At 68.1% G+C, this 25,215-nt stretch carries 20 protein-coding genes; 4 read left to right on the forward strand and 16 right to left on the reverse strand.

What is annotated here, in order from left to right:
• Positions 1 to 4: 4 nt before the first annotated feature.
• The 3 genes from ACO2RV_RS13295 to ACO2RV_RS13305 all read right to left on the reverse strand — a co-directional run bounded on the left by ACO2RV_RS13295 (position 5) and on the right by ACO2RV_RS13305 (position 4,474).
• Complete coding sequence (locus ACO2RV_RS13295) at positions 5 to 928, reverse strand: 50S ribosomal protein L11 methyltransferase (protein ID WP_423293682.1); 924 nt, start codon at positions 926 to 928, stop codon at positions 5 to 7.
• 83 nt (positions 929 to 1,011) lie between these two features.
• Positions 1,012 to 3,552 (reverse strand): ATP-dependent helicase, encoded by a 2,541-nt coding sequence (locus ACO2RV_RS13300; protein ID WP_423293684.1) that lies wholly within the window; start codon positions 3,550 to 3,552, stop codon positions 1,012 to 1,014.
• 94 nt (positions 3,553 to 3,646) lie between these two features.
• Positions 3,647 to 4,474 carry a substrate-binding periplasmic protein gene (locus ACO2RV_RS13305; protein ID WP_423293686.1) on the reverse strand — a complete coding sequence of 276 codons (828 nt, stop codon included), beginning with the start codon at positions 4,472 to 4,474 and terminating at the stop codon, positions 3,647 to 3,649.
• Positions 4,475 to 4,564: 90 nt separating this feature from the next.
• On the opposite strand from ACO2RV_RS13305, the gene ACO2RV_RS13310 reads away from it, so the two are divergent.
• From ACO2RV_RS13310 to ACO2RV_RS13325, 4 genes are all read left to right on the forward strand, one after another.
• Positions 4,565 to 5,194 carry a LysE family translocator gene (locus tag ACO2RV_RS13310; protein WP_423293688.1) on the forward strand — a complete coding sequence of 210 codons (630 nt, stop codon included), beginning with the start codon at positions 4,565 to 4,567 and terminating at the stop codon, positions 5,192 to 5,194.
• Positions 5,195 to 5,251: 57 nt separating this feature from the next.
• Complete coding sequence (locus ACO2RV_RS13315; RefSeq protein WP_423293690.1) at positions 5,252 to 7,084, forward strand: aminopeptidase P family protein; 1,833 nt, start codon at positions 5,252 to 5,254, stop codon at positions 7,082 to 7,084.
• Between the two features lie 107 nt (positions 7,085 to 7,191).
• On the forward strand, positions 7,192 to 7,344 hold the full coding sequence (locus ACO2RV_RS13320) for a DUF3309 domain-containing protein (protein ID WP_423293692.1): 153 nt from the start codon (positions 7,192 to 7,194) through the stop codon (positions 7,342 to 7,344).
• Between the two features lie 105 nt (positions 7,345 to 7,449).
• Positions 7,450 to 8,178, forward strand: coding sequence for an FkbM family methyltransferase (locus ACO2RV_RS13325; protein ID WP_423293694.1), 729 nt, complete (start codon positions 7,450 to 7,452; stop codon positions 8,176 to 8,178).
• A 46-nt stretch (positions 8,179 to 8,224) separates the two neighbouring features.
• On the opposite strand, the gene ACO2RV_RS13330 is transcribed toward ACO2RV_RS13325, so the two are convergent.
• From ACO2RV_RS13330 to ftsW, 13 genes are all read right to left on the reverse strand, one after another.
• Positions 8,225 to 8,788, reverse strand: a complete 564-nt coding sequence (locus tag ACO2RV_RS13330) for a cysteine hydrolase family protein (RefSeq protein ID WP_423293696.1) — start codon at positions 8,786 to 8,788, stop codon at positions 8,225 to 8,227.
• A gap of 71 nt (positions 8,789 to 8,859) precedes the next feature.
• Positions 8,860 to 11,037 carry an NAD-dependent DNA ligase LigA gene (gene ligA, locus ACO2RV_RS13335; protein ID WP_423293698.1) on the reverse strand — a complete coding sequence of 726 codons (2,178 nt, stop codon included), beginning with the start codon at positions 11,035 to 11,037 and terminating at the stop codon, positions 8,860 to 8,862.
• Positions 11,038 to 11,043: 6 nt separating this feature from the next.
• A complete protein-coding gene (gene recN / locus ACO2RV_RS13340; protein WP_423293700.1) occupies positions 11,044 to 12,723 on the reverse strand; it encodes a DNA repair protein RecN in 1,680 nt (559 codons plus the stop codon).
• Between the two features lie 145 nt (positions 12,724 to 12,868).
• Positions 12,869 to 13,699: an outer membrane protein assembly factor BamD gene (locus ACO2RV_RS13345; protein WP_423293774.1), complete on the reverse strand. Its 831-nt coding sequence runs from the start codon at positions 13,697 to 13,699 to the stop codon at positions 12,869 to 12,871.
• Positions 13,700 to 13,954: 255 nt separating this feature from the next.
• Positions 13,955 to 14,893: a UDP-3-O-acyl-N-acetylglucosamine deacetylase gene (gene lpxC / locus ACO2RV_RS13350; protein WP_423293702.1), complete on the reverse strand. Its 939-nt coding sequence runs from the start codon at positions 14,891 to 14,893 to the stop codon at positions 13,955 to 13,957.
• Between the two features lie 314 nt (positions 14,894 to 15,207).
• Positions 15,208 to 16,935 carry a cell division protein FtsZ gene (gene ftsZ / locus ACO2RV_RS13355; protein ID WP_423293704.1) on the reverse strand — a complete coding sequence of 576 codons (1,728 nt, stop codon included), beginning with the start codon at positions 16,933 to 16,935 and terminating at the stop codon, positions 15,208 to 15,210.
• An 87-nt stretch (positions 16,936 to 17,022) separates the two neighbouring features.
• Positions 17,023 to 18,348 (reverse strand): cell division protein FtsA, encoded by a 1,326-nt coding sequence (gene ftsA / locus ACO2RV_RS13360; RefSeq protein ID WP_423293706.1) that lies wholly within the window; start codon positions 18,346 to 18,348, stop codon positions 17,023 to 17,025.
• A complete protein-coding gene (locus ACO2RV_RS13365; RefSeq protein WP_423293708.1) occupies positions 18,345 to 19,259 on the reverse strand; it encodes a cell division protein FtsQ/DivIB in 915 nt (304 codons plus the stop codon). Before ACO2RV_RS13365 ends, ftsA begins: the two co-directional genes overlap by 4 nt.
• A gap of 74 nt (positions 19,260 to 19,333) precedes the next feature.
• Entirely contained in the window at positions 19,334 to 20,254 is a 921-nt protein-coding gene (locus tag ACO2RV_RS13370; protein ID WP_423293710.1) for a D-alanine--D-alanine ligase, read from the reverse strand.
• A gap of 47 nt (positions 20,255 to 20,301) precedes the next feature.
• Positions 20,302 to 21,222, reverse strand: a complete 921-nt coding sequence (murB, locus tag ACO2RV_RS13375; RefSeq protein WP_423293712.1) for a UDP-N-acetylmuramate dehydrogenase — start codon at positions 21,220 to 21,222, stop codon at positions 20,302 to 20,304.
• Between the two features lie 2 nt (positions 21,223 to 21,224).
• Positions 21,225 to 22,628: a UDP-N-acetylmuramate--L-alanine ligase gene (gene murC, locus ACO2RV_RS13380; RefSeq protein ID WP_423293714.1), complete on the reverse strand. Its 1,404-nt coding sequence runs from the start codon at positions 22,626 to 22,628 to the stop codon at positions 21,225 to 21,227.
• Positions 22,629 to 22,733: 105 nt separating this feature from the next.
• Positions 22,734 to 23,855, reverse strand: a complete 1,122-nt coding sequence (gene murG / locus ACO2RV_RS13385; protein ID WP_423293716.1) for an undecaprenyldiphospho-muramoylpentapeptide beta-N-acetylglucosaminyltransferase — start codon at positions 23,853 to 23,855, stop codon at positions 22,734 to 22,736.
• A gap of 9 nt (positions 23,856 to 23,864) precedes the next feature.
• Positions 23,865 to 25,061: a putative lipid II flippase FtsW gene (ftsW, locus tag ACO2RV_RS13390; RefSeq protein WP_423293718.1), complete on the reverse strand. Its 1,197-nt coding sequence runs from the start codon at positions 25,059 to 25,061 to the stop codon at positions 23,865 to 23,867.
• Positions 25,062 to 25,215 lie beyond the last annotated feature (154 nt).

Below are 25,215 nucleotides of genomic sequence, written 5' to 3' on the forward strand. Positions count from 1 at the left end.
CGGTTCAGCGCTTCGGGCGACCGATGTCGCGGGAAAGCTCCAGCGTCGTCCAGCCCTCTATGGTGCGGCGACGCACCAGCCGGAGCCCCTGCGCGCGATAGGCGGCAAGCGCCGCATTGGCGTGCGAGGGCAGCAGGCCCGACAGCACGACCGTGCCGCCCGGCGCCACCAGCCGCGCCAGCGGTCGTGCGATGCCCTTCAGCGGCGCCAGCAATATGTTGGCGAGCACCAGGTCGTAGGGACCCCGGCGCAGGAACTCGCCCGCTCCCAACCCCGGCGCGTGCAGGAAATGGATTTCCGCCGCCGCGTGGTTGGCGCGCGCATTGGCGCGGGCGGTGGACACCGCCACCCGGTCGATGTCGCTCGCCAGCACCGGCTTGTGGAACAGCCGCGCCGCCGCCATGGCCAGCACGCCCGTGCCGGTGCCGATATCGAGCGTGCCCGCGGGCCGGCGCTGCTTGCCGAAGGCGACGATGGCGGCAAGGCATCCCTTGGTGGTGCCGTGATGGCCAGTGCCGAAAGCGAGCGCGGCCTCGATCTCGATGCCGATCTGGTTGGTCGCCACCACGCCGCGATCATGCGAGCCGTGGACCACGAAGGTGCCGATGGCGACCGGTGCCAGCCCTTCGAGCGATGCGGCGACCCAGTCTTTCTTGTCCAGCGTCGAGAATACCGCCGCCGCCGCGGCCTCGGGCGAGACCAGCGCGATCAGTTCGCGCACGCTGTCCTCGTCCGGCTCCTCGGCGAAATAGACTTCCACGGCCCAGCCCGAGCCTTCCGCGCGGTCCTCGATCTCGAAGGCGCTGGTGGCGACCTCGGCGGGATCAAAGGTCTCGCCAATGAACTCGGCGATCGCTCGCGCCGCGTCCTCGGGCGCGTCGACGCGCATCACATGCGTCGCGCCATTCGGCGGCAATCCTTCGAGCATGGCGTTCCTCGCATCGCGGATAAGACGCGAGGCTGTGTAAGGGAGGTGGCGGACGAATGCCAGAGGGCGGGAGGCCTATCGCCTCACGGCGCCTGCACGAAGCTGTCGACCACCTTCTTCTCGCCGGCCTTGTCGAACTGGACGGTAAGCTTGTTACCTTCCACCGAGACGACATCGCCATAGCCGAACTTCTGGTGGAACACCCGATCCCCCCGCGTATAGCGCGAGGCGGGGCCGCTCGACTTGGCGATCAGCTCGCCCTCGATCACCCGCCCGCGCGCGGCCTCGCTCGCGCCATAGCGCGAGGTGCCACCACCGGCGAAGTTCCCGCCCCCGAAATTCCCGCCTGAAGACCCGCCGCCGGATTTCGCCGCGTTCTGCGCCCGCTGCCAGCCCGGCGTGGAGTAGGAGGAGCCGAAGGTCTGCGCCTCGTCGAAACGGCTCGGCCCGTAGCCGTAGCGCCCGGCATAGCCCCCGCCCTGCCCGCCGCCCCAGCCCGAGCCGCCGCGCGATTCCGTCACCTCGACATCCTTCTCGGACAGCTCATCGAGGAAGCGGCTCGGCACGGCGGACTGCCACAGCCCGTGGATGCGCCGGTTGGAGGCGAAGAACACCTTGGCCCGGCGCCGCGCGCGGGTGATGCCGACATAGGCGAGGCGGCGCTCCTCCTCCAGCCCGGCGCGGCCCTGCTCGTCCAGCGCGCGCTGGTTGGGGAACACACCCTCTTCCCAGCCGGGCAGGAACACGGTGTCGAACTCCAGCCCCTTGGCCGAGTGCAGCGTCATGATGTTGACGGCGTCCTGGCCGGCGGCGCCCTCGGCGTCCATCACCAGCGAGATGTGCTCGAGGAAGCCGACGAGATTCTCGAATGGCTCCATCGAACGCACGAGTTCCTTGAGATTCTCCAGTCGCCCGGCGGCATCCGCAGAGCGGTCCTTCTGCCACATCTCGGTGTAGCCGCTCTCGTCCAGCACGATCTCGGCCAGCTCGTGATGCGGCATGCTCGCCATGCGCTCGCGCCAGCGGTCGAAACTGCCGACGAGATCGCGCAGGGTGAGCCGCACCTTGGGCTTCAACTCCTCACTGGCGACCAGCTCGCGCGCAGCCTCGACCAGCGGCAATTGCGCCGCGCGGGCATGATCGTGGATCTGCCGCAGCGCCGCGTCGCCGAGCCCGCGCTTGGGCACATTGACGATGCGCTCGAAGGCGAGGTCGTCGGAGGGCGAGGCAATGACCCTGAGATAAGCCAACGCGTCGCGGATTTCCGCCCGTTCATAGAAGCGCGGGCCGCCGATGACGCGGTAGTTCAGCCCCAGCGTGACGAAGCGGTCTTCGAATTCGCGCATCTGGAACGAGGCCCGCACGAGGATGGCAACCTGCGACAGCGCGTGGCCGTCGCGCTGCAACGCCTCGATCTCCTCGCCGATGGCCCGGGCTTCCTCCTGGCTGTCCCAGGCGCCGGTGACGGTCACCTTCTCGCCGGGCTCGTCCTCGGAGAACAGCGTCTTGCCGAGCCGGCCCTCATTATGGGTGATGAGATGGGCCGCCGCGCCGAGAATATGGCCGGTGGAGCGGTAGTTGCGCTCCAGCCGGATGACCGTGGCGCCGGGAAAATCGCTCTCGAAGCGCAGGATGTTGTCGACCTCGGCGCCGCGCCAGCCATAGATCGACTGGTCGTCGTCGCCGACGCAGCAGACATTGTGCGAGCCCTGCGCCAGCAGCCGAAGCCAGAGATATTGCGCGACGTTGGTGTCCTGATACTCGTCGACGAGGATGTAGCGGAAGCGGCGGTGATAATCCGCCAGCACGTCCGGATTCTCGCGCAGCAGGCGGATGCTTTCCAGCAGCAGGTCGCCGAAATCGACCGCGTTGAGCGCCTTCAGCCGCGCCTGATAGGCGGCATAGAGTTTCTGGCCGCGCCCATTGGCGAAGGCCGCGCCCTCGCCGGCCGAGACCTGGCTCGGGCTCAGGCCGCGATTCTTCCAGCCGTCTATGGTGTTGGCCAGAAGCCGCGCCGGCCAGCGCTTCTCGTCGATGCTTTCGGCCTGCAAAAGCTGCTTCAGCAGCCTGATCTGATCGTCGGTATCGAGAATGGTGAATCCGGACTTCAGGCCCACCAGTTCGGCGTGTCGGCGCAGCATGCGTACGCCGATGGAGTGGAAAGTGCCGAGCCACGGCATGCCCTCCACCTGCTCGCCGACGATGGAGCCGATGCGCTCCTTCATCTCGCGCGCGGCCTTGTTGGTGAAGGTCACGGCGAGAATCTGCGAGGGATAGGCAAGGCCGAGCGAGAGAATATGCGCGATGCGGGTGGTGAGCACGCGCGTCTTGCCGGTGCCGGCGCCGGCGAGCACCAGTACCGGGCCTTCCGTCGCCTCGACCGCCGCGCGCTGTTCCGGGTTCAGCCCACCGAGATAGCCGCCGGCTACCGGGGCACGACCGGGATTGGCCATCGCCGCGGCACGCGCGGCAATGCCCCCGGGGCGCGGCGCGGGAACGGAGACATCGGCATAAGGGTCGCTCGACGAGGTGGACGGCAGCTTCGAGGGAAGATCGAAGGGAATGTCGAACGCGTCGTCGCGCGGCTGTTTCCGGTGATCGGACAAGGGGCCGCTCGCAATCATTGCAGCATCAGGACGTCTGATTCTTGCAGGAACAAAATGGCATCGGCATGCCCGTTTGGCGAGGGCGGGTCGGTTATGCCCAGAATTCGGGACTTCAGGGGCGCGGCAGGACCGTCGTCACCGGCGAACCGGGCGGAGGCGCGGCACCGAACCAGCGCCGGTGAATGGCGGCGAGCGTACCGTCCGCCTTGAGTGCGGCGAGCGCGGCATCGACCCGCGCCGTCAGCGGAGAATTACGCGCCAACACGATGGCATAATGGTCGTCGGTCGTCAGGCGCTCGACGACTGCGAGATCGGGGCGCTTCAGCAGGCTGTACAGCAGCGCCGGAAGATCGCCGAAATAAGCGTCGACACCGCGGCTCTGCAGCAGCGTGAGGCCCTCTTCCAGCCCTTCGACCGACACGATCGGCCCGAGTGCATAGCGCATGCGGTTCTCGCGCAGCCACTGCTCGTTCGTCGTCCCCGCCACGGTACCGACGCTCTTGCCGGCGAGGTCGGCCAGCGAGCGGAAGCGCGATCCCTTCATCACCACGACGCCCTGCGACGTCTCGTAATAGGGCTGGGTGAAGTCGAACGTCTTGAGCCGCTCTGGCGTCACGGAGATCGAGCAGATGGCGAGATCGACGGTCCCCGCCCTCAGCGCCGGAAACAGTTCGCGAAACGGCATCGACGTGACGTCGATGCTGGCACCGAGCCGTGCCGCCACCGCGCGGACGAGATCGACGTCGAACCCGGTGAGATCGCCGCCCTCGCCGCGAAAGACCCAGGGCCGGTTTTCGGCGAACGTGCCGACCTTGAGCACCCGCGGGAAGGCACCGCCGGCATCGGACTGCGCCACAGCAGGGTAGTCCGCGAACAAGGCGAGCGTGAGGGCCAGCAGGACGAGGGGAAACGCCGCCAGTCTCCGCAATGCGTCGCTCAAGGCTCGCCACCGCCCCGGCGCCGATTGACGCCGTTCATGTTCGCCCCGATGCTGGGTCAATATCGATCCTCCGTCCAGCCGGTCGCACCCATGTCCTACGGTCTCTATCTCATGACCGCCCTCGCCGGGGCGCTATACGTGCTTTCCCCCGGTCCGGCGTTCCTGGCGCTCTTCTCGCTCTCCGCCACCCAGGGCCGCCCGGCGGGCGCGCGTTTCGTCAGCGGTCATCTGATCGGCGACCTGTTCTGGACGGCGCTGGCCTTCGCCGCGATCATCGGTGTTAACCAACTGGGTCCGACTCTGTTCGATCTCTTGGGTCTCGGCTGCGGCCTGTATCTCTGCTACCTCGGCGCCAAGGCGCTCATGGCGCGGGAAGGCGCCGTCGCGCCGGTCGGCGCGAACCGGCCGCTGATGACCGGCGTGCTGTTCGGCCTCACCAATCCGAAGGCCTATCCGGTCTCGGTGGCGATGTTCACCGCGCTCACCGCCAGCTATGCTTCGGCGCTGTCCTGGGACGCGGCGCCGTTTCTGCTGCTCGCGGCGCTGGTCGGCTTCGTCATCGCCGACATCTTCCTGGTCTGGGCCGCCGGTCTCGCCCCGATCCGCCGCTTCTTCCTGCGGCACGGCCTCGCCGTCACCCGCATCGTCGGCGTGATGTTCGTCGCCTTCGGCGCCAAGTCGCTCGTCGATGCCGGACGCGGCTTCGCCTCGCGCGCCTGAGGCGCCGTCATCCACACCTAACTGCCGCGCGCTCCGGCGCGCCTGCCGAGTGCCGTCATGTTCGAAGCCAAGTTCCAGACCTTTGCCGATTCCGCCGCTCCCGCGCTGGGAACGGAGCACCTGAAACTGCTGCGCGCCGAGCTGGAGCGACGCGGGCTCGACGGCTTCATCGTGCCCCGCGCCGACGCACACCAGAACGAATATGTCCCGCCCTGCGACGAGCGGCTGGCCTGGCTCACCGGCTTCACCGGCTCGGCCGGCGTCGCCCTCGTGCTGCGCGAGCGCGCGGCCATCGTGGTGGACGGGCGCTACACGCTGCAGGCCGCGGTGCAGACCGATCCCGCCTCCTTCGAGGTGGTCCCGCTGGCCGAGACGACCGCCGAGCGCTGGCTGGAGAAGAACCTGCCGGCTGGCGCGCATTTCGGCTACGATCCCTGGCTGATCACCATTGACGGGCTGGCCAAGCTGCGCCGCGCGGTGGCCGCCGCCGAGGGCACGCTAGTGGCGGTCGACACCAATCCGCTCGACGCGGTGTGGCAAGACCGCCCGCCCGCGCCGGCCGCGCCGGTGGTGCTGCGCGATCCGGCCCTGGCCGGCGAGACCACCGAGGAGAAACTCGCCCGCATCAGCGCCGCGCTCGCCGAGGAAAAGCTCGACGCGCTGGTGCTGTCCGACCCCCACGCGGTCGCCTGGACCTTCAACATTCGCGGCGGCGACGTCTCCTTCACCCCGCTGCCGCTCTCCTGGGCGATCCTGCCGCGCGAAGGTCGACCAACACTGTTCGTCGACGGCCGCAAGCTTTCCAACGCGACGCGCGACGCGCTTGCCCGCCACGCGGAAATCCTCGAACCGATGCTGCTAGAACGCGCGGTCGACCTCATCGCGGCTAGCGGCGCCACCATTAGGCTCGATCAGGCTACCGCTCCCGCGCTGCTCGCCTCGCGCGTCGAGGCGGCGGGCGGCAAGGTCTCCGCTGGCGCCAGCCCAGTCGCGCTCATGCAGGCGGCGAAGAACGTCGCCGAGCTCGAGGGCATGCGTGCCGCGCACCGACGCGACGGCGCCGCGCTCGCCCGCTTCCTCGCCTGGCTCGACGCCGAAGCGCCCACGGGCGCTCTCACCGAGATTGATGCGGTCTGCGCGCTGGAGAGCTTCCGCCGCGAGACCGGGGCCCTGAAGGACGTCTCCTTCCCCTCCATCGCCGGCGCCGGCCCGAACGCCGCGCTACCGCATTACCGGGTGAGCGAGACGACGAACCGCCGCATCGGTCTCAACGAACTGTTCCTCATCGATTCCGGCGGTCAGTACGAAGACGGCACCACCGACGTGACCCGCACCATCGCCGTCGGCGAAGTCGACGCCGAGCGGCGCGATCGCTTCACCCGCGTGCTGAAAGGCCATATCGCCATCGCCCGCGCGGTGTTTCCCGTCGGCACCTCGGGTGCGCAACTCGATCCCTTCGCGCGACAATTCCTCTGGTCGGCCGGGCTTGATTTCGACCATGGCACCGGCCACGGCGTCGGCGCTTATCTCTCCGTGCATGAAGGGCCGGCGCGCATTTCCAAGCTCGGCACCGTGCCGCTGGCCCGCGGCATGGTGCTCTCCAACGAGCCCGGCTACTACAAGACCGGCCATTTCGGCGTGCGGCTGGAGAACCTCGAAATCGTCACGCAGGCGCCGGCGATGGACGGTGCGGAGCGCCCTCTCCTCGCTTTCGAGACGCTGACGCTCGCCCCTTTCGATCGGCGGGCCATCGACCTTTCCCTGCTGACGCCCGACGAGATCGCCTGGCTCGACCGCTACCACGCCCGCGTCCTCGAGGAGATCAGCCCGCTGGTCGACACGGCGACGCGCGCCTGGCTCGCAGCCGCCACCGCGCCGCTGCGAGACTGATCGCACGTAGTGCATGAGGCTTCAAAGGTGGAGGTTCGATGGAACCTTCGCCGCACACGCGGCGTTGCTGTCCCGACCAATGTAACGGGGCAGATGGAGACGCCACAATGACCACGATCCTGATCGTCATTCTTATCCTGATACTGGTCGGCGCGCTGCCCAGCTGGGGCTACAGCCGCAGTTGGGGCTATGGGCCAAGCGGCATCGTCACCATTCTTCTCGTCGTGCTCATCGTAATGATGCTGACCGGCCGAATCTAATCGTGCCCGCTGGCCGGCACATCGCACCGGCCAGCACGTCGGCACGTTGCTGATCGCTTGGCATGAGACTACCATCGCGCATCAGATCTTGCGCGGAGTCGCCCCATGGCTGTTTCGGATTCGTTGAAGATCGCACTTGCACGCGTCATCGGAGTCCGAAGCAAGAAATACATCAAATACTATCGGCTTCGGCTCAAGGAACTTCTCGGCGTATCGCCCTATACCGGCGCTCACGGAATGGACCGGAAGCTCGACCAGTACCTCTCAGATCGCCCCACGGGTTTCTTCATCGAAGCCGGCGCGAATGATGGCATCGACCAGTCGAACACCTATTTCCTCGAACGCGTGCGCGGCTGGAACGGCCTTCTGATCGAGCCCAGTGAACCGCTGGTGAAGCTCGCGCGCAAATTCCGCAAGGCAAAGGTCGTTCATGCAGCACTGGGCGCTCCCGAGAGCGCCGGCACGACGATTTCCTTCCCGTTTCGCGATCACGTGAGCAGTATCCACAGCAACGGCAAGGCGTTTCACTGGGCCGGCTGGTTCGGCAAGAACATTCCCTTCGTCACGGCGCAGGTGCGTACCCTCTCCGACATACTTGAAGAAGCCGGCAATCCGCCCATCGACCTGTTCTCGCTGGATGTCGAAGGGTATGAACTGCCGGTTCTCAAGGGGCTCGACCTGGAACGGCATCGGCCGGACTTCATCCTTGTCGAGACGTCGGACGTGGAGAGTGTCGCCCTCGCGTTGGGCGACAAATACCGGCTCATCGAGCAGTTCTCGTATCAGGACTTCCTCTTCCAATCCGTCACCGCGAAGAGCAAAGGCGGCGAATAAACCCGGCAGGAGACGGCCTCCCGCCGGGGCAAAACTTCGCCCGCCTTCAGCGCGGCGACGACCAGTCCCCGGATATCTCCGCTACAGGCCGGAGCGTCGCGCCGGCGAATTCGAGCGCCGCCATCAGCGCTGCCTGCACGCTGACCGCCGGCACATCGACACCACCGAAGGAGAGATCACACGTGGCCGCCGCATCATGCGCCAGCGTCACCCCATAGCCGAGGTCGAGCGCCGCCCGCGTCGCCGCATCCACGCACATGTGGCTCATCGCGCCGGCGATGATGAGATCGCTCGCACCCGCCTGCTTGAGAACCGCGTCGAGGTCGGTTCCCAGAAACGCATTGATGTTGTGCTTGACGATAACCGGCTCGCCGGCCGCCGGCGCCACCACCGGATTGATCCGCGCGCCATCGGTGCCCGCGACGAAGAACGGCGCCTCGGCGGAGTCCTCCTCATGGCGCACATGCACCACCGGCAGCCCCTTCGCGCGCGCGGCGTTCAGCAGCCTGGCCGCCTGCTGCGTGGCCGCCTCGATACCGACCAGCGGAAACCGTCCTTCGGGGAAATAATCGTTCTGCAGGTCGATGATGAGCAGCGCGGTTCCGGCCATGTTCGGCTCCCATAGTGGCGGAGAACGATGCTGGCCGGAACGCGCCCGGCCGGGAAAAGAGCGAGCCGGGCTCAGCCGGCGCCCGCGAGGATAAGCCATTCATCCTCGCTCAGCACAGCGACGCCGAGCTCGCGCGCCTTGGCGAGCTTGGAGCCGGCATCCGCACCGGCGACGACATAATCCGTCTTCTTCGACACCGAACCCGCGACCTTGGCCCCCAGCCGTTCCGCCATCGCCTTGGCCTCGTCGCGCGTCATCTTCTCCAGCGCGCCGGTGAACACCACCGTCTTGCCGGCGACAGCGGTGGCGGCGGCGACCGCCTCCATCGGCTCGGGCGTCACCTCCCGTACCAGCGCGTCGAGCACGGCCTCGTTGTTCGGCTCCTGGAAGAAATCCACCACCGCCTCGGCCACCACCGCGCCGATCCCCTCGATGCCGGTCAACTCGGCCCAGGCCTCGTTGCCCTTGGGGTGCACCTCGCCCGGCATGACCGCCGCCCGTGCCGTTTCGCGCAATGCCTCGAGGGTAAGGAAGTGCCGCATCAGCCGCTTGGCGTTGGTTTCGCCGACATGGCGGATGCCCAGTGCATAAAGGAAGCGGTTCACCGGCACATGCCGGCGCTCCTCGATGGCGGCGAACAGGTTCTTCGCCGAGATCTCGCCCCAGCCGTCGCGATTCTTCAGCCGGGTGAGCGACGACGGATCGCTGTCACGGGCTTCGAGCGTGAAGATGTCGGCCGGCTGCTTCACCAGCCCCCAGTCGTGAAAGGCCTGCACCTGCTTCTCGCCCAGCCCCTCGATATCGAAGGCGTCGCGCGAGACGAAGTGGCGAATGCGCTCCACCGCCTGCGCCGGGCAGATCAGCCCACCGGTACAGCGGCGCACCACCTCTCCGTCCTCGCGCACGGCGTGCGAGCCGCAGGCGGGACACACGGTGGGGAAGGAATAGGGCCTCGCCTCCGGCGGGCGTCGCTCCAGCACCACGTCGACCACTTGCGGGATCACGTCGCCGGCGCGCTGGATCGTCACCCAGTCGCCCTCGCGTATGTCGACCGGCTGGTCCTCGAAGGTGCCGCGGATCGGCTCGCCGCTGCCGCCGATGCCCTTGATGTAGTCCTCATTGTGCAGAGAGGCGTTCGACACCACGACACCGCCAACGGTAATCGGCGTCAGCTTGGCGACCGGGGTCAGCGCGCCGGTGCGCCCGACCTGGATCTCGATTCGCTCCAGCTGGGTGATTGCCCGCTGCGCCGGGAATTTATGCGCGATCGCCCAGCGCGGCGAGCGCGAGACGAAGCCGAGCCGGCCCTGCAGCGCGAGGCTGTCCACCTTGTAGACCACGCCGTCAATGTCGTAGCCGAGGCCGGCGCGCCCGTCGCCGATACGCCGGTAATGCGCTAGCAGTTCAGCGGCGGAATGGCACAGCACGGTGAGCGGGTTGGTCGGCAGGCCCCAGCGCGCGAACGCCTTGATCACGCCGAACTGCGTGTCGGCGGGAAGCCCGCCTTCCCCAACCTCACCCCAGGCATAGGCGAAGAAGCGCAGCGGCCGGCTCGCGGTGATCGCCGGGTCGAGCTGGCGCAGGCTGCCCGCCGCCGCATTGCGGGGATTGGCGAAGAGCGGCCTGCCCGCCGCCGATTGCCGCTCGTTGATCGCGGCGAAATCGGCATGGCCCATATAGACCTCGCCGCGCACCTCGAAGACTGCGGGCACGTCCTCGCCAGTTAGCCGGCTCGGTATTTCGGAAATGGTGCGCACATTGGCAGTGACGTCCTCGCCCTCGAAGCCGTCGCCGCGCGTCGCTGCCTGCACGAACACCCCGTTCTCATAGCGCAACGAGCAGGACAGACCGTCGATCTTCGGCTCGGCGGTGAAGGTGACGTCCGCATCGGTCGGGAGTCCGAGGAAGCGGCGGATGCGGGCGACGAACTCCTCGACATCGTCGTCGGCAAAGGCATTGCCGAGCGAGAGCATCGGCACGCGGTGGCGCACCTTAGCAAATTTTGCGGCGGGAGCGGCGCCCACCTTGTCGGAGAGGCTGTCGATGCCGCGAAGCTCGGGATATGCGGCCTCGATCGCCTCATAGCGCCGGCGCAACGCATCATATTCCGCGTCGGAGACGGTCGGCGCGTCGTCCTGATAGTAGCGCCGGTCATGGCCGGCGATCTCCTCGCCAAGCCGGGCATGTTCCCTGGCCGCCTCGTCGGCGGTCAGCTTCTCGACGTCAGTCTCGGGAGTTCTCGCGCTCATGCCGCCTCATTTAGCGGATTCGGCGCTCTTGAGCAGCCTGTCGGCCGCCGCGCGCGCCTCGGACGTGACTTCAGCGCCCGACAGCATGCGGGCGATCTCCTCGCGGCGATGGTCGGCGGCGAGCGTGGCGACGCGCGTCGCCACGCGGTCATGCTCGGCGACCATCTCCTTGGCGATGCGGAAATGATTCTCAGCGCGGGCGGCCACTTGCGGGGCGTGCGTCACCGCCACTACCTGCACTCGCTCGCCGAGCCGGGCCAGCCGGCCGCCGATCGCGTCCGCCACCGCGCCGCCGACGCCGGTGTCGATCTCGTCGAACACCAGGGTCGGCGCCGAGCCCTTGTCGGCCAGCACCACCTTGAGCGCCAGCAGGAAACGGGCGAGTTCGCCACCCGAGGCGACCTTCATCATCGGGCCAGGGCGGGTGCCGGGATTGGTCTGCACCCAGAACTCGATGCGATCATAGCCGTCCGGCTGGGCCTCGTCCTCATTCGACTGGCAATCGGTGATGAAGCGCGCGCGCTCCAGCTTCAGCGGCGGCAGCTCGGCATTCACCGCCGCATCCAGCGCGGCGGCGGCCGTGTGCCGGCGAGTGGAGAGGTCACGGGCCGCACGGCGATACTCCGCCTCGGCCTCGGCGGCGCGCGCCTCCAGCACCCGCAGCGTCTCCGCGCCATGGTCCAGCGCATCGAGCTTGTCGGCAAAGCGTGTCGCAATCGCCGGCAAGGCGTCGACCGTGCAGGCATATTTGCGCGCGGCGGCGCGCAGGCCGAACAGCCGCTCCTCTATGCGCTCCAGCTCGCGCGGGTCGAAATCCGCCTCGCGCAGTGCGGCCTCCAGATGCGTGCTCGCGAGTTCCAGCGCGTTCAGCGCCGCGTCGATCGCCTCCACCGCCGGGCGAACCAGCGCCTCCACCTCGCCCGCGCGCCGCTCCAGCCGGCGCACGGCGGAAGCAAGGCCGGGAATCGGCGAGTTGGCGCCGCCCACGGCGTCCTGCGCGTCGGAAAGGTCGGTGGCGATCTTCTCGAAGCGCATCATCTCGGTGCGGCGCGTCGCGAGGCGTTCCTCCTCGCCCGGCTCGGGACTGAGCTTGGTGAGTTCATCCACCGCATGGCGGATAAAGTCCGCCTCCTGTGCCGCTTCGTCGAGACGCGCCTTCTCGCCGGCGGCCTCGGTGCGCGCGGCCCGCCAGCGCCGCCACAGCACGGCGGTTTCCTCGGCAAGGCCGGCAAGCCCGCCATAAGCGTCGAGCAGGGCGCGGTGCGAGGCGGGATCGACCAGCGCGCGGTCGTCATGCTGACCATGAATCTCGACGAGGCTCCGGCCCAGCGTGCGCAGCATCTGCGCGCTCACCGACTGGTCGTTGACGAAGGCGCGCGTGCGCCCATCCGCATGCTGCACCCGGCGCAGCACGAGCGCGCCGTCATCGTCGATGCCGGCCTCGGTGAGCAGCGCGCGCACGGGATGATCGGCGGGCAGGTCGAATTCGGCCGTCACCTGGCCCTGTCCGAGCCCCTGGCGCACCAGCGAGCCATCGCCGCGCCCGCCGAGCGCGAGGGTGAAAGCGTCGAGCAGGATCGACTTGCCCGCACCGGTCTCGCCGGTCAGCACGGTGAGGCCGGGCAGGAAGGAAAGATCGAGCCGCTCGATGAGGACGATATCCCTGATCGACAGGGCGGCCAGCATGCGTGACGCTCCAGAACGAATCCGCGAGGGCAGTACGGGTCAACCCCCGCCTTCTAGCAGGTCAGGCGCGATTGCGCACCGTTGTTCTTATTCTGTTCGCACAGCTTCGCGCGGAAACCGCAGGCTCGCGGCTTCCCGGAAGGCCCTAGACCTTCCCGCCGAGACCGAAGCCCTTGAACGCCTTGGAGATCCACGACTGCTCGTTCATCTGCGGGCTCACGCCGCGCGATTCGACCAGCTTGTAGGCGTCCTTGTACCAGCTGCTGTCGGGGAAATTGTAGCCGAGCACGGCGGCCGATGTCTGCGCCTCGCTGACGATGCCCAGCGACATGTAGGCTTCCGTCAGCCGGTACAGCGCTTCCTCGACATGGCGGGTCGTCTGGTACTTGGTGACGACCACCTTGAAGCGGTTGATGGCGCCGGCATAGTTGCGCTGCTCGAGATAGTAGCGCCCGACCATCATCTCCTTGCCGGCGAGCTGGTCGCGCGCGACCTCGATCTTCTTCTTCGCGCTGACGGCGTACTCCGTCTCCGGGTACTTGCGGACGATCTCCTCCAGCGCGTCGATAGCGCGCTGGGTGCGCTGCTGGTCGCGCGAGATGTCGGGGATCTGGTCGTAATAGGACGAGGCGATCAGGAACTGCGCATAGGCGGCATCGGCCGAGCCCGGATGCAGGGTGAGATAGCGGCGGGCGGCGCCGACGCACTCGTCATACTGGCCCTGGGTATAATTGATGTAGGCGATCATCAGCATCGCCTTGCGCGCCCAGTCCGAATAGGGGTGCTGGCGGTCGACGTCCTCGAAGCGACGGATCGCCTCGGCATAGTCTTCCTTCTGCATGAGGGTCAGCCCCTCATTGTAGCGCTGCTCGGCCGGAACGTCCGGGTAGATGACCTCTTCCTTGTTGGTATCGAAGATGCCGCCGGAGCAGGCGCCGAGCGAGGCGCCGATGAGCAGAAGCCCGGCAAGCCGCAGCGCGAGCGTGGGCTGGCGCAGGGCGCGGATCGCAGCCTCGGCGCGCTGGCTGGAACGGACGTGGTTGAGAAGACGCGTCACAAACTCAATCCCGATCTGGTCGCTGATCAGCCAAAGGCTAGGACTGTTGCGCTATAGGCGCTTTCCGACCGGATTATGGCGACCGGCCGCATGCTCGCAAGCCCCCCGCCGAATACGGGCGCGGCGTTGCCGACAGGCCGCAGTGGGAGAATGACGCCGCCCTGTTCCAGCGCGTCAGAATTCCGGCGCGAAGGCCGGCACCGCGACCGCGATGATACCGGCGTCGCTGCGCACGCTACGGCGCGCCGGCACGCGGGCCTCGACGATCTCATAGGCGGAGCGGTCGGAGAGCAGGGCGTCGACCACGGCGAAATTCAGCTTGTGGCCGCCCTTGTAGGAGCGGTAACGCGCCAGCATCGGCAGGCCGCCGAGCGAGAGGTCGCCCACTGCGTCGAGCGCCTTGTGGCGAACGAACTCGTCGGAGAAGCGCAGGCCGGTATCGTTCACGATGCCGTCCTCGCCGAGGCAGATCGTATTGTCGAGCGAGGCGCCCAGCGCATAGCCGGCCTGCCAGAGGCGCTCCACGTCGGACACGAAGCCGAAGGTGCGGGCCGGCGCCAGTTCCTTACGGAACACGCCCGGAGAAAGGGTCGCGGCATAACGCTGGCGACCAATGGCGGCATGGGCGAAGTCGATCTCGACCTCGAGCCGGAAGCCGGCATCATAGGGGGAAAGCTCGCCGAAACCCTGCTCGGTCTCGATGCGGATGGTCTTGAGCACACGCAGATAGCGGCGGGCGGCGTCGGTCTCGACAATGCCCGCCTCGTCGACCGCGGAAACGAACATGTCGGCGCTGCCGTCGAGGATCGGCACTTCCGGCCCGTCGATCTCGACATGGGCATTGTCGATGCCGAGGCCGGAGAAACAGGCGAGGAGATGCTCGACGGTGGAGACGGCCGGGCCGCTCTCGTCGCGCAGGACGGTGGCGAGGTCGCTGCCGCGCACGGCGCGACGGCCGACACGGACGGATTGGGAGGAGTCGGAACGGCGGAAGACGATGCCCGTATCGGCGGTGGCAGGAGCGATGCTCAACCGAGCTTCCTTGCCGGAATGAACGCCGACGCCCTGGAGCGTCACGACGTCGCCGATGGTGGTCTGTCTTACTGCATTCATTCCAGACCCAGCGAGCGGACCAAAAAGGTGCCGCCCTCCCCATTACCCCAAAACCAACAAAGTTAACCGTCAGTTACTGGGACCGGGAACCGAATCCGCGCCGACGGCTTATCGTTGGCAGGCAAGATATCGGTGCGTCCGGAGCGTGCCAAATCACGCTTGCTTACCGTCTGTTACCGTTGCACCGCAGACGCAGCAAATCAGATAATCCTTTACAATCAATGAATTACGCCCGAGCCGCGAGGCCCGGGCGCTGCGATGCGTTATCATCCGTGTAACAGAGGCGGCGAAGGGCTCCGCCGCCTCGTCCGCGATCAGCCCTGACGGCGCAGGAAAGCGGGGATGTCGAGGTGGTCGTCCTCGGACGGACGGGCGGCCACCGGGCGTCCGTGGGCATCGGTGCGGGCAGCCGGACGCTTGGCGAACTCGGACTGCTCCGGACGGCGCTCGGCCAGCGGACGGGCCTCGGGCTGCGGGGCGCGACGCACCACCGGACGCATCTCCGCCGGCGGATCGACCTCGTCCTCGTCGCTGTGGCGGCCGAGGCCGACATTGGCGAGGCGCTGGAGCAGCGTCATGCGCTTCTTCTCGGCCTGGTGCTGTTCGGTCGGCTCGCCGCGCGCGGCGCGGATCTGGTTCTGCGCCGGGATCGGGAGTTCGTCGACACGCGGCATGCGCGGCGAAGGACGCTCGGCCTGCGGCGGTATGAAGGGCTCGAACGGCTCGTCATCATAGACCGCCTCGTTCATCGGCGCCGGCTCCGGCTCGGCGTAGAGGGCCGGCTTGGGCGCCAGCTGACGGATGGTGACGTCGTCGATCGCGGTGGGCGCGTGATCGGCATAGTCCGGCTCGCCACCATAATTGTGGTCGCTCGCCGCTGCCGCCGCGAAGGTCGGCTCATAGGCATGGGCCGGCTCGTTGCCGTAGCTCAGCGTGTCCTCGCTCAGCGCGCTCGCCACCGAGCGCAGAGCGGCATCGCGGCGCGCCTCGACGGCGGCGCGGCCGGCATTGGAGACGCGGCGCCCGCCAATATCGGCGAGGTTGGCGAACTGATGCGGGATCTGCTCGGGAATGACCGCAGGGTCGATCCCGGTGGCGACCACCGACACGCGGATCAGGCCCTCCAATGTCTCGTCGAAGGTGGCGCCGAGGATGATGTTGGCGTCCGGATCGACTTCCTCGCGGATGCGGGTCGCCGCCTCGTCCACCTCGAACAGGGTGAGGTCCTTGCCGCCGGTGATCGAGATCAGCAAGCCGCGTGCACCGCGCATCGACACCTCGTCGAGCAGCGGATTGGCAATCGCCGCCTCGGCCGCGTGCAGCGCGCGCTTCTCGCCGGAGGCTTCGCCGGTGCCCATCATCGCCTTGCCCATCTCGCGCATCACGGCGCGGACGTCGGCGAAGTCGAGGTTGATCAGGCCTTCCTTCACCATCAGGTCGGTGATGCAGGCGACGCCGGAATAGAGCACCTGGTCCGCCATGGCGAAGGCGTCGGCGAAGGTGGTGCGCTCGTTGGCGACCCGGAACAGGTTCTGGTTCGGGATGACGATGAGGGTGTCGACGCCCTTCTGCAGCTCGGCGATGCCCATCTCGCCGATGCGCATACGGCGCTGGCCCTCGAAGTGGAAGGGCTTAGTCACCACACCGACGGTGAGGATGCCCAGCTCGCGGGCCGCACGGGCGATGACCGGCGCGGCGCCGGTGCCGGTGCCGCCGCCCATGCCAGCGGTGATGAACACCATATGCGCGCCGGCGAGGTGGTCGCGGATCTCGTCGAGCGCTTCCTCGGCGGCCGCGCGGCCGACTTCCGGCTGCGAGCCGGCGCCCAGGCCCTCGGTGACGGCCACGCCCATCTGAACGATGCGCTCTGCCTTGGAGAGGCTCAGTGCCTGCGCGTCGGTGTTGGCGACGACGAAGTCGACGCCCGACAGGCCGGCCGTGATCATGTTGTTGACGGCATTGCCGCCCGCGCCGCCGACGCCGAACACGGTGATCCGGGGACGCAGTTCGCGGATGTCAGGTACCTGGAGGTTGATGGTCATGGCTGTTGTCCCCAAACGCCGGCGGGCTCACGTCCCTGCTCGATCACGATAGTGCCGGTTCCGCCGGCGCGGATTGAATGGAACACGTCAGAAGGCCTCCCTCAGCCAATGCCCGACGCGCGAGAAATATCCGTCAGCCTCCGCTTGGGAGAGCCGACGGCGGCGCGCCTCGAAATGCTCGAGGCCCGCGACCTGCGGATAGACGAGAAGCCCGGTGGCGACGGCGAAGGGCGCTCCCCGTGCCGCCTCGGGAAGCCGGGAAATGCCGAGCGGGCGGCCGATGCGCACCTGTCCGCCCAGCACCTGGCCGACCAGTTCGGCATGGCCGGTGAGCTGCGCCGCACCGCCCGTGAGCACGATGCGCCGACCGGCACCGGCCGCATGGCCCGAGGCGATCAGCCGGTCGCGCACCAATTCGATGATCTCCTCCACCCGCGGGCGGATGATCTTGAGCAGGCGCGACTTCGGGATCGCCCGCGGCAGATCGTGGTGATCGTCGGCGATCGGCGGCACGGTGAGCATTTCGCGGTCATCCGCGCCGACAACCGTGACGCCGCCGTGCAGGCTCTTCAGCCGCTCGGCATCGGCGAGGCGGGTCGAGAGGCCGCGCGCCACATCGTTGGTCACATGCTGGCCGCCGATGGCGACGCCGTCGACATGCACGCAATGACCGTTCTCCACTACCGCGACCGTGGTGGTGCCGGCGCCGAAATCGATCAGCGTCACGCCGAGTTCGGCCTCGTCATCGGCCAGCGTGGCGAGCGAGGCCGCATAAGGCGCGGACACCATGGCCTCGACGCCGAGATGGCAGCGCTCGATGCACAGCAGCAGATTGCGCACCGCCGACGCCTCGGCGGTGATGACGTGCAGGTCGACGCCGAGCCGGCGCCCCAGCATGCCGCGCGGCTCGCCGATGCCGGACACGCCGTCGAGCGCGTAGCCCACGGGCAGCGCGTGCAGGATGGTGCGGCCCTCGCCGATGGCGAAGGTGGAGGCGGCGTCGAGCACACGGCGGATGTCGCCCTCGGCCACCGCCGGCTCCGGCAGGTCGACCTCGGCGGCGAAGTGATCCGACGACAGCCGGCCGCCCGCCATTGAGACGACGACCGAGGCGATCTGCGCGCCAGCCATGCGCTCGGCGGCATCGACCGCGCGGCGGATGGCGTGCTCGGCGCGCTCCATGTCGATCACCGCACCGCCCTTGATGCCGTGCGCGCTGGTATGGCCGATGCCGAGCACGTCCACCGAGTGGGTGCGCCGACGCAGGCTGTTGGACGAATCGCGCGGCTTCAGCCGGGCGATCATGCAGACGATCTTGGAGGTGCCGACCTCCAGCACGCCGACGACGCCGCTGCGACGTGGCGCGATGGGACGCATCTTCGGCGCGATCTCGAACGGAGCGCGGGGCTTCATGTATTGCCCCCCTTCTTTTTTGACTGGGCCTTGAGGTCCACTTGGCGCGCCTCGTAAGCGGCATCCGACAGGCGCACCGACACACGGTCGGCAATGCGCAGGTCGATGATGGTGACATCGCGGGTGAGCAGCTGCTTGTCGCGGTCGAGCACCGCGAGCTCCTGCAGCGCATCGACGAGGCCGTGCTCGGGCAGGCGCACATCGATGCCGTTGCGCATCTTCAGCGTCCAGCGGCGGTCGGCGACTCGGATGGCGGCCCGCACCTGGTCGCGCACGCCGGGCACGAGGCTCAGCGCTTCGACGATCTCGGTGACGCTCTTCTCCGCGCCGTCACCGACCACGATCGGCAGGCGGATGAAGCGCGGATCGTCGGAATAGGGGGCGATGATGGTGCCGTCGCGGGCGATGACGTTGATCTTGCCGTCCTTCTGCCAGAGCGCGAAGCCCTCGCGCTCGACCAGCTGGATATCGAGCCGGTCGGGATAGAGCTTCTGCACGGTGGCGCGCTTGATCCAGGGCAGTTCCTCAAGCCGCGTGCGGGCGGCCTCGGCGTCGAGGAACACCAGAGAGGACGTCGGCTTTACGCCGGCCGTGGCGAGGATGTCGCCCGGCGTGACGTGATTCTGGCCGGAGAGATTGACGTTGGCGATCCGGAAGCCGGCGAGGTTGGCCGCCGCATCCGCCATGTCGCGGGCGGTCTCGATGGCGACCGGCATGTGGCCGCCGCGCTGAAGGCCATAGGCCCCGGTGGCGGCGAACAGCAGCGCGACCAACCAGGTGCCGGCGCCGCAGGTGGCGGCGCGCGAGGCCGAGAGGCCGACGAAGAAGCGCCGGCCGCCGATGATCGCCCGGTCGAGAATGCGGACGCGTCCGCCATCGGCGCTCGCGGTGGGCGCGAGGCGCTTGGGCATGCGACGCGGGCTCTCGCTCCGCCGCGAATCACTAGCCGCGCCTTCGCGCCCGCCCCGCGCCTTGGGCGTCGGGGTCAGCGGTCGAGCGAAGCGTCCTCCACCATCCATCGTACAAGCTCACCGAACGAATGGCCCGCATGGGCAGCCAGTTCGGGCACAAGCGACGTCTCGGTCATTCCGGGCTGCGTGTTGACCTCCAGACAGACCAGACCGGATTCGTCCCCGGTCGTGTCGTCGTAGCGGAAATCCGACCTGCTGATGCCCCGACAGCCAAGCGCGTCATGCGCCTTGACCGCTAGCATCCGTACCTTTTGGTAAACATTCGGTAAAATTCGGGCCGGAAGAATGTGAACAGAACCGCCCGGGGCGTATTTTGCCTCGTAATCATAGAAGCTTACGGCGGATTGAATTTCGATGACATCGAGCGCCTTGCCGTCCATCACGGCACAGGTGAGCTCCAATCCGGGGATGTAGCGCTCGGCCAGAAGCAAATCACCATGCGCCCAGTCGGGGCGATTCAGCTCCTGCGGCGGGTGCTCGTGTTCCTCCGTCACGATGAACACGCCCACCGAGGAGCCATCGGCGACCGGCTTCAGCACATAGGGACGCGGCAACACATGCGTGCGCGCCGCCTCCGCCCGCGTCACCACGTTCCCCTCGGGCACGGGAATGCCGTGCGCAGCGAGAACGATCTTGGCCTGGGCCTTGTTCATGGCGAGCGCCGAAGCCAGCACGCCGGAGTGGGTGTAGGGGATGGCGAGCACTTCGAGGATGCCCTGTATGGTGCCATCCTCGCCCGGCCGCCCATGCAGCGCGTTGAGCACCACGTCTGGCCGGAGCTGCGTCATCACCTCGGCGATGTTGCGCCCCACATCGACGCGGGAGACGCGGTAGCCGACGCTCTCCGCCGCCCTGGCGCAGGCTTCGCCCGAGCGGAGCGACACCTCGCGCTCCGCCGACCAGCCGCCCATCAGGACGGCGACGTGCTTCGACATGCTCTTCTCCTCGCGCCCATCGGGCGCGTGTCTGCGCGCACCCCTGTTCAGGCGGCGACGCCGATGCGCTTGATTTCCCACTCCAGCTCCACGCCGGACTGGGCCTTCACGCGACGACGGACTTCCTCGCCCAGCCCCTCGATGTCGGCCGCGCTGGCGCCACCGGTATTGATCAGGAAATTGCAGTGCATCGGCGAGACCTGCGCGGCGCCTACCGTCAGCCCTCGGCAGCCGGCGGCATCGACCAGCTGCCACGCCTTGTGGCCGGGTGGATTCTTGAAGGTCGAGCCGCCGGTCTTCTCGCGGATCGGCTGGGACGCCTCGCGCGCCTGGGTGATGCGGTCCATCTCGGCGAGGATCGTCGCCGGATCGCCCGGCCGTCCCTGATAGAGCGCGCTGGTGAAGATGAAGTCGGCCGGTGCGTCGGAATGGCGGTAATGGAAGCCGAAGTCGGCATTGGCGAGCACATGGATATTGCCTGCCCGGTCGACCGCCCGCGCCTCGATCAGGCAATCGCGGGTCTCGCCGCCATGGGCGCCGGCGTTCATCCGCAAAGCGCCGCCGAGCCCGCCGGGAATGCCGCGATAGAAGGCCAGCCCGTCAATGCCCGCGTCCGCCGCCGCGCGGGCGAGCTTCACGTCCGGCACGGCGGTGCCGGCACGAAGCCTATGACCCTCCTCCACCGCGATGTCCGCGAAACCGCGCCCCAGCCGGATGACCACGCCCGGCACCCCGCCGTCACGCACGATGAGGTTCGAGCCGAGGCCGATCACGGTGACCGGAATGTCGGCCGGCAGGCCCTTGAGGAAATAGGCGAGGTCCGCCTCGTCCGCCGGGGTGAACAGCAGTTGCGCCGGTCCGCCGACACGGAACCAGGTGAGGTCCGCCAGTGGCTGGTTGGCGATCAGCCGCCCGCGCAGCGCCGGCAGGCGGGCGGAGAGGTCGGGAACGAGATCGGGGAAGCTCACGCCTACGCCTCCCGCCCAAGCTGCTCCGGCAGGGCATAAGCCCATTGGGTGATGTTGCCGGCGCCGAGGCAGATGACGTAGTCGCCGGGCTTGGCCAGCCCCTTCACGATGCCGGCCAGCGCGTCAGGGCCCGGCAGCGGCTGCACCGAGCGGTGGCCGCGCGCCCGCAGCGCCTCGACGAGATGGTCGCGGTCGACGCCGGGGATCGGCGCCTCGCCCGCCGCGTAGACGTCGGCGACGATGACATGGTCGGCGTCGTTGAAACAGGTGGCGAACTGGTCGAACAGCGACTGCAGGCGCGTGTAGCGGTGCGGTTGCACGATGGCGATTACCTGCCCCTCGGTGGAGGCGCGAGCGGCGCGGAGCACGGCGGCGATCTCCACCGGGTGGTGGCCGTAATCGTCGAAGATGGTCACGCCGCCCACCTCGCCGGTGAGGGTGAAGCGCCGCTTCACCCCGCCGAAGCCGGCCAACGCGGTGCGGATCTGCTCGTCGGTGGCACCCAGCTCATGCGCCACGGCGATGGCGGCGGTGGCGTTAAGCGCATTGTGCTTGCCCGGCATCGGCAGCACGAGGTGGCGCAGTTCGTGCACCGCATCGCCGACGCGATTGCGCAGGAGCACCGAAAAGCGCGAGCGCCCGCCGCGCAAATCGAGGTCGACGAGGCGCGCATCCGCCTGCGGGTTCTCGCCATAGGTGATGACCCGTCGGTCTTCCACGTGGCCGACCAGGTCGTGCACCACCGGATGGTCGGTGCACATGACCGCGAAACCGTAAAACGGCAGGTTGTCGACGAAGGAGCGGAACGCCGCCTGCACCGCCTCGAAGGTCTTGAAGTGATCGAGATGCTCGGGGTCGATATTGGTGACGATGGCGACCTCGACCGGCAGCTTCAGGAAGGTGCCGTCGCTCTCGTCCGCCTCGACCACCATCCACTCGCCATCGCCGAGGCGCGCATTGGTGCCGTAGGCGTTGATGATGCCGCCATTGATCACGGTCGGGTCGAAGCCACCGGCATCGAGCAGGGTGGCGACCAGAGAGGTGGTCGTGGTCTTGCCATGGGTGCCGGCAATGGCGACGCAGGACTTCAGCCGCATCAGCTCGGCCAGCATCTCGGCGCGGCGCACGACCGGCAGGCGGCCGGCGCGGGCGGCGACCAGCTCGGGATTGTCGCGCTTGATGGCGGAGGAGACGACCAGCACCTCGGCGCCGGCGATGTTCTCCGCGGCGTGGCCGATCAGTACCTTGATGCCCTTCTCCGCAAGGCGCTTCACATTGGCGCTCTCGGCGACATCGGAGCCCTGCACCGTGTAGCCGAGATTGTGCAGCACCTCGGCGATGCCGCTCATGCCGATGCCGCCGATGCCGACGAAGTGGATGGGGCCGAGTGAGAGCGGAAGTTTCATGCGTTGTTCCCTAGGCCTGCACGCAGGACGGGTGCAGGCGCAACTTGCCGGCGCGCAGGAATAGTCGAGGCGCCGCTCCGCGTCATCCCGCCTATGATACCGGGGCTACACATCGATCTTGGCAATTCGAACGACGAGGTCGGCCAGCCGCTCGGCGGCGTCGGCCCGGCCCATGTGGCGCGCGGCCTCCGCCATGGCGGCAAGACGCCCCGGCTCGGCCGCGTGGAGCGCGATCAGTTCGGCGAGGCGCTCCGGGGTGAACCGGCTCTGCGGCATCAGCACCGCCCCGCCGCCATCGGCCAGAGCGGTGGCGTTGGCGAGCTGGTCCTGGTCGATGGCGCCGGGCAGCGGCACCAGCACGGAAGGCCGGCCTATCACGCCGAGCTCGGCCACCGTCGAGGCGCCGGAGCGGGCGATGACGAGATGCGCGCCCGCCATGCGCGCCGGCAGGTCGTTGAAGAACGGCGCGAGCTCGGCCTGGACGCCCAGCCGGTCATAGACCGCGCGCACTGCGTCAATGTCCTCAGGACGCGCCTGCTGCACGATGGAAAGCCGTGTGCGCAGCGCCGGGGCGAGCGTCTCGACCAGATGCGCGATGGCCGGCGGGACGATCTCGCTCATCACCCGCGCGCCCTGACTGCCACCGAACACCAGCAGGTTCAGCCGCCCACCGACTGCCGGCGGCTCATAGGGCGCCACCGCCGCGATCACCGCCGGGCGGACCGGATTGCCGGTGTGATGCGCCTTGGCGGCCAGTTCCGGCCGGTCCTTGAAGATGTCGGGATAGCCGGTGGCGATGGCGGTGACGCGTCGGGCGAGCAGCGCGTTAGCGCGCCCCATCACGGCGTTGGCCTCATGTATCAGCGTCGTCTGCCCGGCAAGATGGGCAGCGAGCAGCGGAGGCACGGTGGGATAGCCGCCGAAGCCGACCACCGCCGCCGGCCGCAGGGCCCGCATCAGCCGGTAGCCTCGGACGATGCCCGAGCCCAGCGCCAGCACGGTCTTGCCCAGCTCCAGCGGCGAGCGCCCGCGCACCGTGTCGGCCGGCAGCACATGCAGCTTGCGCGCCGGGAAATGGCCTGCATAGCGCGCGGCGCGCGCGTCGGTCGCGAGGTCGACGGTGACGCCGCGCCGGGTCAGGGCGCCGGCCAGCGCCTCGGCCGGAAACAGGTGGCCGCCGGTTCCCCCGGCGGCGAGCAGGACCAGAGGCTTCTCGGCAGCGGCCATGATGCGTCCTCAGGCCGGCCGGGGCGCCGGGGCGCCGGAAGAACGACCAACGGGACTCCCGATCCGCGTGCCGAGACGTTCCAGCTCCGCAAGCGTCGCCGTGCGTGGGCGCCGCCGGGTCAGCGCCAGCAGCATGCCCATGCCATAGGCCAGCGAGAGCAGCGAGGAACCGCCATAGGAGACGAAGGGCAGCGTCATGCCCTTGGCCGGCATCATGTGCAGGTTGACCATCATGTTGATGCAGGACTGCAGCCCGAACAGGATGGTGAGCCCGGCAATGGCGAAGCGCACGAAGGGGTCCTCGTCGTTCATCGCCCGGTTGAGCGAGCGCAGCACGATGAAGGCGAACAGGCCGGCGATGATCATGCACAGCACCGCGCCGAATTCCTCGCCGGCGACGGCGAAGATGAAGTCGGTGTGGCCGTCCGGCAGCACCTTCTTGTAGGTGCCCTCGCCCGGTCCCTGTCCGAGCCAACCGCCATTGAGGAAGGAATCGATGGCAAGGTCAATCTGGTAGGTGTCGCCCGATTCCGGGTCGAGGAAGCGGTCGATGCGCTTGGTGACGTGCGGCACCAGCGTATAGGCGATGAACAGCCCGGTGGCGCCGACGCCGCCAAGGCCAATCACCCAGATCATCCTGAGCCCCGCGAGGAAGAACAGGCTGCCCCACACAAGCGAGACCAGCATGGTCTGGCCGAAGTCCGGCTGCATCACCAGTGGCGTCACCACCATGCCGAGCAGCCCGATGGCGAGGAACTGGCCCGGCATCTCCGGCCGCCGCACGCTCTCGGAGAACAGCCAGGCGGCGATGATGACGAAGCTGGGCTTCAGGAATTCGGAGGGCTGCACGGTGATGCCGGCGACGGTGAGCCAGCGCCGGGCGCCCTTTACCTCGGGACCGATCACCAGCGTGGCACAGACGAGGCCGAGGAACAGGATGAACAGCACCAGCGACAGCCGGCGGATGTTGCGCGGCGAGAGCAACGAGGTGGCGATCAGCACGATCAGGGCGGGGACGAGGAACATCACCTGCCGGTTCACGAAGTGAAACGGATCGGCGATGCCCAGGCGCGCCGCCACCGGGGGGCTTGCCGCCAGCGCCAGCACGATGCCGATGATCATCAAGGCGGCCAGCGCCCCGAGCAGCAGGCGATCGATGGTCCACCACCATTCGCCGACCACGGTCCGTTCGGCACGCGAAATCATGAAACGCCACTCCGGGAATACGCTGCCCGGACTATCGAACGATTAAGGTTGACGCCGGCTTAATGGAGAGCACGTCGCCTTCAATCCAAGGCCGTCATCCCGGTCGAGGTGCAGCGAAGAGCCGGGATCGTCACTCGGAAAGTCCACGGATCCC

Origin of the sequence: Ancylobacter sp. VNQ12 (genome assembly GCF_049445835.1) — a bacterium.
GTDB lineage: Bacteria > Pseudomonadota > Alphaproteobacteria > Rhizobiales > Xanthobacteraceae > Ancylobacter.